The organism is cyanobacterium endosymbiont of Epithemia turgida isolate EtSB Lake Yunoko (genome assembly GCF_000829235.1).
Lineage (GTDB): Bacteria > Cyanobacteriota > Cyanobacteriia > Cyanobacteriales > Microcystaceae > Rippkaea.
In genome coordinates this window covers 986,478-1,000,017 of the sequence record NZ_AP012549.1, presented here as the reverse complement: position 1 = coordinate 1,000,017, position 13,540 = coordinate 986,478, and the positions used below count along the sequence as shown (strand labels likewise).

At 32.7% G+C, this 13,540-nt stretch carries 6 protein-coding genes and 2 pseudogenes; 2 read left to right on the top strand and 6 right to left on the bottom strand.

The window, feature by feature from the left end; translation table 11 throughout:
• Positions 1-151: 151 nt before the first annotated feature.
• A pseudogene (locus ETSB_RS10615) lies at positions 152-394 on the top strand (SDR family NAD(P)-dependent oxidoreductase); the annotation flags it as partial.
• A gap of 451 nt (positions 395-845) precedes the next feature.
• On the opposite strand, the pseudogene ETSB_RS09160 reads toward ETSB_RS10615, so the two are convergent.
• The 5 genes and pseudogenes from ETSB_RS09160 to ETSB_RS10245 form a co-directional block, all read right to left on the bottom strand.
• A pseudogene (locus tag ETSB_RS09160) lies at positions 846-1,062 on the bottom strand (photosystem I iron-sulfur center protein PsaC).
• A 402-nt stretch (positions 1,063-1,464) separates the two neighbouring features.
• The gene (locus tag ETSB_RS03075; RefSeq protein WP_044106210.1) at positions 1,465-1,845 is read right to left on the bottom strand and encodes a hypothetical protein; all 381 of its coding nucleotides are present in this window, start codon (positions 1,843-1,845) and stop codon (positions 1,465-1,467) included.
• A 996-nt stretch (positions 1,846-2,841) separates the two neighbouring features.
• Positions 2,842-3,606, bottom strand: a complete 765-nt coding sequence (locus ETSB_RS03070) for an SDR family NAD(P)-dependent oxidoreductase (RefSeq protein ID WP_044106207.1) — start codon at positions 3,604-3,606, stop codon at positions 2,842-2,844.
• Positions 3,603-6,620 carry a UPF0182 family protein gene (locus tag ETSB_RS03065; protein WP_044106206.1) on the bottom strand — a complete coding sequence of 1,006 codons (3,018 nt, stop codon included), beginning with the start codon at positions 6,618-6,620 and terminating at the stop codon, positions 3,603-3,605. The genes ETSB_RS03070 and ETSB_RS03065 overlap by 4 nt, the downstream gene beginning before the upstream one ends.
• 139 nt (positions 6,621-6,759) lie before the next feature.
• Positions 6,760-6,999, bottom strand: coding sequence for a cytochrome P450 (locus tag ETSB_RS10245; protein WP_232509851.1), 240 nt, complete (start codon positions 6,997-6,999; stop codon positions 6,760-6,762).
• Positions 7,000-7,673: 674 nt separating this feature from the next.
• Between ETSB_RS10245 and ETSB_RS10240 the strand changes: the two genes are divergently transcribed.
• Positions 7,674-7,829: a hypothetical protein gene (locus ETSB_RS10240; protein WP_232509850.1), complete on the top strand. Its 156-nt coding sequence runs from the start codon at positions 7,674-7,676 to the stop codon at positions 7,827-7,829.
• Between the two features lie 1,363 nt (positions 7,830-9,192).
• Here the strand turns inward: ETSB_RS10240 and alaS are convergent.
• Entirely contained in the window at positions 9,193-11,841 is a 2,649-nt protein-coding gene (gene alaS, locus ETSB_RS03055; RefSeq protein ID WP_171816387.1) for an alanine--tRNA ligase, read from the bottom strand.
• Positions 11,842-13,540 lie beyond the last annotated feature (1,699 nt).

The window sequence follows — 13,540 nt, the reverse complement described above, 5'->3', positions numbered from 1 at the left end:
GTCAGACAAACGACTTAAGTAGAGACAGATGAAAACATTAGTAGCAGTATAGATAAGGGGATATATTATTCAATAACTGACCAGTCATTAAATTTTAGTTAAAATCTTAGTAAAAATTTTATAAACGACCAACTCAACTTCTCCCTCTGAAGTTGAGTTGGTCGTTAGTGATGTTCTCAAATCAGAAAGTCTAATCGAGGCTGTTACTGATTGCAACATACTACTTAATATTACTGGAGTTAGCTCCAGTTTTGATACGACGGGACCGTATCAGATAGATTATCAAAGAATCAAAAACTTAGTTAATTTAGCTAAAGATTATGAAATTAAACAGTTTGTTTTTGTTTATTCCCTGTCTGTGTTCAAGTTTTTTCACTTGTTGAACTGTTTTTAGTTAATCTTAACTTTAGAAAAAACAGGCGGCAATCTATCTGCAAGACAGTAGATTAACTTAATACAATTGTTTATCAAAATGGAATAAGAGTGAGAACCACTCTTATTCCATTTTGATGTCATTATCATATACTTTGTTTGAAGGGAGTGTTCCACGACGAAAAGTAACGATAATTTGCGTATAACCTTTATTGCAATTAGAGTAACGTAATAAAATTATCGAAATCGTTACATAAAAATCAGGGACTGTCTCTGCTTCAACTTATTTTTTAACCTGTAGGTTCATCATCGTTTACCCCACTACAATTAATTTTTTTAAAAATACAATAAAGGGAGCAAACTGCTCCCTTTATGTGGGAAAGTTGCTCAGATTTTATAAAAAAATTAGTATGCTGCACACTTAAATTAAGACATCCTAAGTAGGCAAAACCCATACCAAGAGCAGTGTATGTCTATAAATAAACACATACACTAAAGAAATTAGTCGGGCAGGTTGTTTGATGTCGCTTACAATCAATACAGTTTTCTATATAAGAAGATCAAGCAATCTGACCAACCCCGCAGCTATCCCAAAAGACTATCTATCTTCAAAACATTAAGGGGAGAAGCCCTAACACATTGAGTGCAGCCGATACAAATGGTGTAAATTTTTACGACGTTATGAGACATTGATTGTCGTCTTTTTAGCCGAGTGATTTCTTTCATGACACATCTCACTCAAGACTGATAGTCCGTATGTGAAGCAGCTTCCTCATTCATCGGCCAAGACCCCTACAAGACTTTTCATTGTAGGGGTCTTGGCGTCCATACGTTTAGCATATCTAAAAGGTATCCTTACTGGCAATCTAGAAAACTATCTACGAGACAAATTTCTTGTACATTAAGGAGTAATATTGTTTTAGGGTTTTTAAAAAGTCTGAATTAGACTATAAGCTAGTTTATCGCGCAGAGCAACTTTTCTTTGCTAAAAGCCGACGTAACTTTAAATAATATAACAGTTACTTTGCGATCACTCACTAAAAATTAGGTCTTAACAACTATTATCATCAACAATTGATATGATTTATTTAATCAGTCTTCCAATTGATTGACAGAGACTTCTACAGCATCAATATCAATTGTATCTGGTGGGATAACGCGATAAAAATGCCCTTCTTCTATCTTGAGAGGTTCACCACAATTAGGACATCGGCCTTCAGTTTTATTAAATCCCGTAAACCTATAACTACAGACTGGACACTTATTTTCAACTAAATCCCGTTGAAGCCACCAGCGTATTCTCCATAAAACGATCATTGGAGCAATAAAAATTAAAGCGACAAGGATAAGAAAGCTATTAAGGACCCAGCCTAACCCTATCCAACTCAAAAACAGTCCTAGCAATAAGAATATCAACAAGTAGTTAAGTCCGAAGTTATTGAGCCAGACAAATTTTTGGAACTTATTATTCACGGGAGTCTCCTCAGTTATTCATCGTTAAGATAAGCGCAACTCTAAAATATTTAAAACTAACATCTAAGACAATTCCTTGCGGGTAGGATTTGTTGGTTGATTAGTGTAATAAATCACCTGCCACTATCATAACTGTAAACAGAAAGTTGACGAAAAAACGTCGAAATAAGTCGAGAAGACTTAATAATTGAAAGGGATTAATTTTCAATAAAAATAGACTTTCTGGTTTTACCAGAAAATAACTTATATGTTAAGTTAACTGATAATTTAGTTAGTTAAACGATTAAAAATTGTGATTTACATACTTTGACACCTTAAATGGACTTTTTAAATCTAAATAAACTCGTTTTGCAGGTTTTAAAACACTATTTAGACAATTCAAATAAAGTTTTTGTTGTTTTATGTCTATTATCAGTAGCTATTTTTATGACTTCTCAATTTTCTTCTGTCAGGTGGATAAACCAAACAATTTTTGGGTCTATTTTCATTGAAATAGGAACAACTAGAATGATTAGCTCAATCTATTTTTAGGAGAAGGTAAAACTCATCCAATAGATACTCTGTGCTCGGGCTATCTTTGATGTTTAGTGTGAGTTATTCTTAATGACTGTGGTAATTTGTTTAAATTAGGTATTAATGTATCTATCTCATCTTTAGTTAAGATTATATGCCATCGGATACTCATTAATAGGGTGAGGACTTAAGTCTGAAGTCCCGCACTTTAGGGATAGCAGCAATAGTGTATGTATTAGGCATTACTTTTTTTACTGTGATAAGGTGGCAATTTTGAGCGACGGGATTAATTATTATGGAAAGTCTGTTAGTTTTAGTTAAAACTTGATAGTATATATTTACTCTTATCAAAGAGAATGCTGTCATCTTCTAAGAACAAACTAAGTTTAATTAAGAACAATGTTAATTACGTCAATCAGAAATCAATCGAGGGTAAAATAGTTCTTCTTATTAAAGTTGAGTTAAGACTTAACTTCAATAAAGCTACCAGAGCACACGATTGCCCTCCCAGGAAATAAAATATCCACTGTCGTTTGCAGTTAAACTATAAATCACTTCTAGTAGTTGATTGACTGTTTTCTCTATTGAGAATAACTGATGGGGGGGAATGTTTTTTTGAAAAGGTTTTGATAAATCTGTATCAGTCGTTCCAGGATGTAAACTAACTACAATTGTTTGGGAGCATTTGCGACTATACTCTATGGCAATCGTTCTCATAAACATGTTTAGAGCAGCTTTAGAAGCACGATAGCCATACCAACCTCCTAAATGGTTATCATGAATACTCCCGATTTTTGCACTAATAAAAGCCAAGATACTTTTATTAGAATGACAAAATAATGGCATAAAATGTTTAGCAATTAAAACCGAGGCAATGCTATTGACTTGAAAATAATAAACCAAGTTCTCTAAATTAATATGTTTGAGACTTTTCTCAGGTTGTAAGGTTCCTTGATGTAGAATTCCCACACAGTTAATTACTAGATGAAGTTTAGATTCCGTTTGCTGCTGTATATAATCCGAAAGGTTAGTAATTTGGTCTTCTTTTGTTACATCTACTGCTAAGCAATGAAGTGTCTGGTGATGTGTAGTTTCCAAAGAAAGTAATTCGGTGGATAAATTTGTACGACGATAAGTTGCATAAATATTAACGTCTTGTTTTTCAAGAAGAGCTTTAACAAACCCTAAACCAATTCCTCTTGATGCTCCAAAAATTAGAGCGTTAGTCTTAGTCTGATAGTTGTTCATTTTAATTCTGGTAATGTTTGTCCTTCTCCTTTTGTAAGAGATCGAATAATTGTCTCAGAAGTAGATTTTAAAGGTTCAAAAATTGATTTAAGTGCCTTATCTAAATTCTGGGCCATAACAATTTTATTTTCATAAATCACGATGACTCTTACCAACGTCGGAAGACTATTTTGCTCTGCTTCTAAATATAAGGGCTCTACATAAAGAAGAGATTGTTCAGCAAAAAAAGGAATGACTAAAAGATTACCTTGAATAACACGAGATCCCTGACGATTCCAAAGGGAAATCTGTTGAGAAATTACTGGGTCTTGATTAATCAAAGCTTCAATTTGTTCGGGTCCATAAATGACTCGTTGCTTGGGTAATTGAATCAAATTTAATTTGCCATAATTTTTTCCATCAGACTGAGCAAATAAACCTGAAATTAAGTTGTTACGACTTGTAGGCGTAAAAAAGTTGATTAAAATAAATTCTTGAGACTTTCCAGTCACACGCATTAAAAGATAATAAGGTTCAATGGGCTGTCGTTCTCTCCCGTAGATTTCCTGGGGAATACGCCATTGATCTTCACGATTGTAAAATACCTGAGCATCAGTCATGTGATAGGTTAACAGTCTTTCTGATTGGGTATTAAACAAGTCTTTGGGATAGCGGATATGTGCCTTTAGGGTGATAGGCATTTCTTCTAGAGGCTTAAATAAGTCTGGAAAAACTTGTTGCCAGGTTTCAATGATAGGATCACTCGGGTCAACAACATAGAATTGTACGTCTCCATTATAGGCATCAATTACGATTTTGACGGAGTTGCGAATATAGTTAAAGCTGTGTTTTCCTGGATCAGAGTAAGGATAGCCACCGCTGGTGGTATAAGCATCTACAATCCAATAGAGTGTACTGGAACTGACTAACCTATTAGAGTTAGAGTCATCTACCTTCGCACTGACTAAATAAGAATCGTGATCAAAGTGTAGAAAAGGGGCAATTTTACGAATACGACGGTTAATATCACGATGAAACAATAAACGAGTCTGAGACGTAAAATTTTTGGTAAACAGCATTTGCCAGTCTTTGAGATACTCGGCAAATAGTAGTCTTCGTACCGCCGAACCAATAGAGATACCTCCTTGACCATCATAGATATTGTAAGCATTATCCTGACCGCTGGGGTAGTCTAATTCTTGTAACTCCGTATTAGTCATGATATAAGTATCGGTCAATTCCCCAAAGTAGATACGAGGGTTATCAATAGGAATACTGTCACAAATATTAGCACTTGAGGTTTGTAATTCCCCTGCATTGCTGGTTGTCCCAATATTTTGGACAACATAGGATGGTAATCCCCCTTGATCGACTCGATTGACTAGAGACATAGTAAATCCATAGCCGTGAGTGTAAATTAAATGTTTGTTAACCCAGGTTTTAGCTTGTTCAGGAACTTCATTATAATCAAGCTCCCTAGCTGCAATTAATACTTGTTGTTTAGCTATATTGGAGGATAAGCATTCATTTTCTATAGGAATTCTGTAACGATCAATGTCTGCGTCAGGAAATTTATAATAAAGACGAATCTGTTGCAGTTGACGGTTTGTTTGCAGTAAAGGACGAGCATCCCACAGACGAATATTTTTGATAGTTAGGCGATTATCTTGCAGATCTTCATCTGTCAGGGTTCCAGTAGCATCAAGGGTTTCGATTTGAATTTTATCTAAATTAAACGCGGCACGGGTTAGGGCAATACTCCGTTCAATATAAGGGCGTTCTCGTACTAATTCATTCGGTTCAACCACAAAACTTTGAACTACTTCAGTCGCGAATGAACCAAAAAAGAGAATTATTAAATATAAAATAAAAGGAAGGGTAGAAAAAGGAAAATAAGGTCTATTCTTACTTTTAAGAGGTTGTACAGGGGGGGGGGGACCGAATCCTGTTATAGCTTTAACAAGTAACCACACAGCGATCACTGTGACTAAGACGCATAGGGTGGTATCCACCGGTAATGACACATGGATATCGGCGTAACTTGCCCCATAAACTACTCCACGGGGAGAATATAAAAGATCATAACGGTTCAACCAATGGCGCAATCCTACAATCGAGATAGTTAAACCGCCTAATAGATACAGATGACGTAGTTGGTGGCGCGAAAACCCTGGAAATTCTCCTTGAGAAAGACTGTTAGCCGATAGGAGATAAGTAAGGCTAACGGCGACAAAGCCGTAGATAAATAGTCCACCTAACCAAAAATTAAGCAATTTCCAAAACGGTAACTCAAAAACATAGAAACTGATGTCTCTACCAAATTGAGGATCTATTGTCAAAAAAAGGTTTGAGTTAAAATACTGAAGAATTTTTGTCCAATTCCCTGATATTACTAAGCCAAAAATAATACTAAAAATGATAGCCATGGCTTTTAGATAGTATTTTCTTCTCAATAAAGTCAAAAGAATTAATCCCCCAACAACTCCAACTTTCCAAAGCTGCTGGTAAATTTGAGAAAAAAGTTTTGGTATAGAATTGAAATAAAAAGGAGAAGGAAGCGGGGGAGTTATATTTGGAAGAGTTAGATCAGGAGTCCAAATATCATAAGCAACTTGACTGTAGTATAGTAACATTAATCCTATAAGTGTTCCCAAGAACATCACTAGGGTTAATAACCAAGATAGACCAAAGGAACGGGATTCCGGAAATGAGGTTTGATAGTTTTTTTGGATGTGATTGCTCCTATTCCTCATGTGTCGTCCTTTCTGGAGAGAATAGGGTTCTGGGATAGAATGCCATTGATAATACTGTGCTTGGTGTAAGTTCTTTAGTAAAAAAACAAGAGAAAATCCTGTTGTTATACCAAATAGCCCAAATTGCCACAGTAACCGCTTTAAAAAGGAATTCAGATAGCCTAACTCATGAAACCAAAGAGATTCCACCACCAGATGGGAGAGTAATTCAAAGATTATCCACAGTCCAAATAAACTGCCGACGAGGACTTTTAAAATACTATGGGTGGAAAGTTTTAACATTCAGGACGCAAGTAATATGAAATCAAGAGTTTTACCTTAGACTCTATTAAGTTAGGTCTTTCTTTGAGGTGAATTGTCTAAGACTTTCAACTTAATCATTTTAACTCCCCGAGTTGGAGATTAAAGTCAAGCCATGGCGTTATAAGTTTCTGGTTGTTGCTCCCATAACTTTAGTTAATAACCTGAGACAATAGTATTTCAGAACTAACTTTGTTTCGAATTTAGCTAAAATTTCTTCCAAACAACGATAAACCACCAGACCTCCAAAAGGAGCGAACTCATAGGGAGAATATTGCTTTTCCAGAAAGTGTTCTGGTCTAACCTCACAAATATCAGCATAAAGGTTTTCCTGTTGCAAGGTCAAGTAGATACGGCCCATAATGAAGAGTTTTTGGCACAATGGAATAAACCAAAATATCGACCTATTTTTAGGCGATTTGAGGAAAAGTTAACATCGCCGCCGGTAGAATTCGTCAAATTTAACTACAAATCGTCGTTAAGTAAGCGAGACAGAAGGTTGCTATTGGATTAAGCGAATCCTCAAAATTAGCTAACTCTTTGAAAAGGAGTTTTTTGACGTCGAAGGAATGATGAAGCCAACATAAATTACAGGTCATCGCTGTCTTGTTTTATGACCTGCAATTTATAGGACTATTAGTTCATCGCGTAATAATTCATTATCATTAAGGGTTTCTCCTGTTTTGTCTCGCGCTTCCATTAGCAAAAAAAGAATATCTGTACAACTGACCTATAAGACTCTGGAGTCTTCAGGAAAACTCTCCCCGACTGATTGATTCCAAAGATAGTTTCCGTAAAAACTTTTAGAGAGGCAGATTGCATGGCACTTCGTGCTAGAAATGATTTATCTGTTGGAAGTTAATCCATGACTTCTTTAGTGATATATATTGTTAAGTCTTCATAGCTTTTGAGTCGTTCGCCATGAAAAAAGAGCACCATCGTAACGGTAATCGCCCGCCATCTATCATTGTAGTGAGATCATCCCCGAAAATAAGTTGGAACAATTTATTGTATTAACTTGATACGCTGAATTTTTTGCAATCTTTAGATCGAAAGCTCTCTCATAGCCTAAGGATGGCTCAAGATGACTGGTCCTTGTATTCCTACTTGGTCAAAGAATATGTCGAAACAGTGATTTTGGGTATTTTTGAGGTAACTCACCGTACTAAAAAGCCATTGCAGACATTGTAACAATAAAGAGGTTTTTAACTCAGAAATAAGTGATCATATCACAAACAGGTTTATAAAAAATTTCCTTGATTATGAATCCTTGCTCCAAGGTAAAACATAGAGACGTTATAACGTAAAAATTATAGTTAAATTCGGGGCAATTAACATGTTTTTTAATCAGCAACAAAGACCTTTGGAGCAAATAGATAATATTTTTATCTGCTGAAATATAAAAGTTATTTTTACTCAAAATTTGTTTTCATCATGAAACTCCTTGGGTAAGACTTCGTGTTGAAGAACCAGAAAATGTTATTGAATATACTCTAAAACATCACTAATCTCTTTGTCGATAAGCGAGTTATTGGATTTACTACTTATTACGATGCCCGATCAGTAAGTTTTTGTAAAATTAACTAAGGACAATTAACTTGTTTATTGCAATTAGGACTTAACTCATAATGGTCATTGGATACAATCAAAAGATAAACCAAACATTGGGAATCAGATATTTTAGAAAACCTCCACCTAGCAATTAATAGTCCAGGGATGGTTAGCTATCAGATTAATAAGATAGGATGATTATTTAATCTTCCATAGTTTGGTTTCTCTAGACCAATAAAAAAGGAAATCCTAAATTATAGGAGAATTTATAAGGCAGCAAATATCCTAATATAACCAATACCAAAAGTAAAATTTGTATTATTTATTATTAAGAAATTATTAATGTTATAAATTTTCTAAGTTAGCTATAAAAAAATATGATTAAATAAATAAAAGTGTTGTTTAATAAATATTTATTTTTTCTATAAAAACTTAATTTTTATAGTTATTGAATATATTTAAAATAATAATATCATAATTCATTAATTAACAATTAGTTATTTTTAGTACAAAAAAGCTGATTAGTTAAAACATGAAATGATGATGAGCTAAAATAAAATTCACATCAAGTAGACTTAGCAAGGCCTCAAAAAGGTTTTTAATTATCACAACTACAGACTAGCCCATGTTGTTGGACATAACATAATCGTAGTGTGATTACTTATCTTATAGGTTAAGATCAAAGTATCATTTGTATAATGAGATGGTCATGAGTAAATAAGAAGAACTACTTATTAAACAGTAATGAGAATTAATACCGAAAAGACGATACTTACTTAATTGATTGAATTGACAGAAACCGGCTCTCTAATTAATTTAAATTATTATCTTCAATTCTTTCACTACTCAAATAGTATTGGTTTATGGAATAAATTTATGTGTTTGAGATATTAAAATTTTTGCTTCATCTAAGATGATAACTTACATCAGGAAAAGCACTGAGTTTAGAATTGGGGCTGAGGGAGAAAAAGTAAAATAATTTTCTCCTCACCCTTTTTTGTCATTATTGCAACTGCTCTATTAACCGCTGTTTAGCCATTAATAAAGCTTCAGCTAACTTTCTAGTATTCTTTCCCCCTGCCTGAGCTAAATTAGGACTACCTCCGCCACCTCCTCCGCAGATTTGGGCAATTTCACCGATGAACTTGCCTGCCATCAGTTTCTTTTCTTTGTTAACTTTTTTACTAAATGCAGCCACTAAATTAACCTTTCCTTCACTAGAAACTGAAGCTAAAATAACCGCAGCTTCTCCTAATTTTTGTTGTAGTCTTTCTGCCGCAGTTTGTAAATCTTTTCCTTCTAGATCTCCCATCTCTGAAACTAAAATCTTAAAGGAACCAACCGCCTCAGCTTCACTCAATAATTTATCAGATTTAGCAATAGCAAGTTCTTGCTTTACTAATTCTAATGTTTTCTGAGTAGTTTTTAATTCAGATTGTAAAGATTTAATACGATTGCTAATTTCTTCGGGTTTAATTTTAAAGCGATCACAAAGTTCTTTGATTACTATTTCCCGCACATTTAAATATTCTAAAACCGCATGACCTGCTACCGCTTCAATACGTCTTACTCCTGAAGAAATACCACTTTCATGAATAATTTTAAATAGTCCAATCTCGGCAGTATTCTTAACATGAGTTCCCCCACATAATTCCATAGAAACTCCTGGAATATCTATCACCCGAACTTCTGTGCTATATTTTTCCCCAAACATAGCAATTGCTCCTTTATCTCTAGCTTTTTTTAACTCCATAACTGATATCTGGGTATCGTACGCTTCGGAGATCCAACTATTAATTAAAGTCTCAATCTCTTGCAATTCTTCCGGTCTTATGCTGCGGATACAATTAAAATCGAAACGCAAGCGTTCGAAGCTGACTAATGATCCTGATTGAAAAATAGAATTATCAACTACTTTTTTCAACGCTGCTTGCAATAAATGGGTAGCGGTATGATGTGCTTGAACCCGATGACGACAGAGGGTATTAATAGTTGCGGTGATAGTATTTTCTACTTCAATAGTTCCTCGTTCAACTCGTCCAAAATGAATAAAAATTCCCGATTCTTTCTTAACATCTTTAATACAAATCAGTAAATTATCCCCAGTCAAATAACCACGATCACCGATTTGTCCCCCCGACTCTCCGTAAAAAGGAGTTTGATCTAAAATAATCTGAATATTAGTTCCTGATGTCGCATTGTTAACGAGTTTTCCTTTTACCAAAATCGCTTTTACTTTAGCCGTTATTTTATGTTCTGTATAGCCTAAAAAAAATGTAGGATTTATATATTCACGCAATTTATCTAAGCTACCTTCTACGGTTAAATCAATGGTTTCATAGTCAGCTTTTGACCGTTCTTTCTGTTCTTTCATCGCTACTTCAAAGCCGTCAACATCAACAGTAAACCCCTGTTCTTCTGCAATTTCTTGGGTTAATTCGAGAGGAAACCCATAGGTATCATAAAGGGTAAACGCATCTACTCCGGAAATTTTATTATTCTTATCGGTATTTTCAATAACTTTAACTAATAGTTTTTCTCCGCGTTCTAAGGTCTCTAAAAAACGAGATTCTTCTCTTTGTAATTCTTTTTTAATTATCGTTTTTCGTTCTTTAACATTAGGATATTCTTCTTCGGCAAGTTGCATCGCTGTTTCAGCAACTTTAGTAATAAATTCCCCATCTATTCCAATTAACCGACCATGACGTACCACTCGACGAATCAATCGACGTAATACATAACCGCGATCTGTATTTGAAACAGTAATTCCATCAGCTATCATATTAACTACGGACCGTACATGATCGCCAATTACTTTCAAAGATATTTTGGTTTTTTTATCTGTTTTTCTATAGTTAATTCCAGCAATTTTTGCTGCCGTTTCAATAATGGCAAAAATTAGATCTGTTTCGTAATTATTAGGGACCTTCTGTAAAATTTGAGCCATCCGTTCTAACCCCATTCCTGTGTCAATATTTTTATTTTCTAACGGGGTTAGATTTCCTTCGGCATCACGGTTATATTGCATGAACACCAAATTATAAAACTCGATGAAGCGGGAGTCATCTTCTAAATCAATATTATTGTCCCCTAATTCAGGAGAAAAGTCATAATACATCTCTGAACAAGGGCCACAAGGTCCCGTGGGTCCTGCTTTCCAAAAGTTATCTTTTTCCCCCATTCTTTGAATGCGACAGGGAGGAATGCCAATTTTGTCACGCCAAATGGCAAACGCTTCGTCATCGTCCTCAAAAACACTCACAACAAGGTTTTCTGGGGATAATTCAAACACTTGAGTTGATAATTCCCAAGCGTAGACGATTGCTTCTTCTTTAAAATAATCCCCAAAACTGAAATTTCCCAACATCTCGAAAAAGGTATGGTGTCTCGCAGTACGTCCCACATTGTCGATATCATTGGTACGAATACACTTTTGCGAGGTAGTAACCCGAGGATAGTCTGGTTTTTGTTTTCCCAAGAAAATAGGTTTAAAAGGTAACATCCCTGCAATGGTTAGAAGTACAGTAGGATCCTCTGGAATTAAAGATGCACTGGGTAATATTTTGTGTTGTTTTTTTTCGTAGAATTTAAGAAATTTATCTCGAATCTGAGCACCAGTAAGTGATTTAGGAGTTTTAGAAATTCTAGCCATAAAAGTTACCAATAGGAGTCTGTCGTGATCATATTTTCATTATTGTGGCATTGTGAGGAATGTAGCATGATTTACCTATCATGTCACCTTATCATATGAATAAAATAATTTTGATATAATCTTGGTTATTCATATAAATAATGATGAAGCGTACGTTAGTTTAAAAAGGATATTGTAGAGTTTTAGGTTAAAGATATCAACCTAAAAGTGAGAAAAATTAACCAAGTTATTACTTAAATAATTTTAAAAAATAATTCAAAAAATAAAATATAAATAAAGTATCACGGTAACTATCTACTTGAGAAGTCGTCAATAAAATAAAAATTTTATTGATTAATTACTTATCTTAATTGTAATTTCTTTATATTAGGTTTCAGTATATAATATACCATGAGCAAATATTTTTTAATCAAATAATCAACTTAAATTCATTATTTTTATTATTTTTTAATTCATTAAAAATATACTTAAATATATTTTTAATTCATTGAAAAAATATTGTAATAAATATTACAGATATTAAACTCATATTTATTTTATTCGTCGGTTGTATTTATTGTATTTTAGCTTTCTTGGTTGATATTTTTTAATGATTTTTAAAAATTAAATTATATATATTCATTAATGATTAGCAATGTTTTCAAACTCAATCTAAAACCAAAAGATCACTAAACAGATAGTAGATGATTATTACTTTTTAATTTTTTAAAATAAAGATTTTTTTATTTAAACAAAGACAATAAACTATAGAATAACTTAAATCTAGTAATATTATTCATCTTGACCATAAGCATTCATTTAGTAAATACAAAAAACAAGTACTAAGTATTTTGATACAAACTAGTATATATATACTTTGTACTGAGAAATAATAGTCATAAATATATGATAATTTTAATCCTTAAAAATCTAATTATTTTAGCTTTTACACTTAAATTAATTAAGCTATATTAATTAACCTAAAATTGTTTTATAAAAAATATTTTAAATTAATCAATAATTACACTTTGGATTATGTATCAATCAAAGTATAATTATTGATCTCCTCATAATTTATTCTTTATTAATTAGAAAAATTACAACAAAAATAATTTTTAAAAAACTTAGATTATAAAATCTTAATTTATAATCTAAGTTTTTGTGACTTAATTATAAGTTAAATAACCAACAATATTATAAATACTTAATATCTTACCTCTACTTATTTATTTTTTTAAAAAAATAATAAATATTTATATTTATCTATCTAAAAAAATATTAAAGTTAAAAACTAAGTAAGTTTTTATATAATTAAATCTCTTGAAGAAAATAATATAACTTTTTGCTATCTAACTAAATTTAGCATATTTATTACTAAATAATTATAAAAAGATGCAACTTATAATAAGATTATTGTATCAAATTTTATTTGCTATTTTTTTATAAAATGGATATTACTATAGACGGTTATCAAATTAACTGGATTTATTCTGCTATTTTTTGCCTAAAATATACGAAAGTTAATCAACTTAATAAAATATGATTATCAATATAAAAATATACAATTTTAGGTCTATAAAATTAATATAATAACTGCTCACAGTCTCGATAAAATAATTGTTAATCACTTTAAACCTATCTTCTATTTTAAAAGTAAATATATTATTCTTACAATAGAAGATAATAACTATATTATAAGTTATACCGTATAGTTGACTTT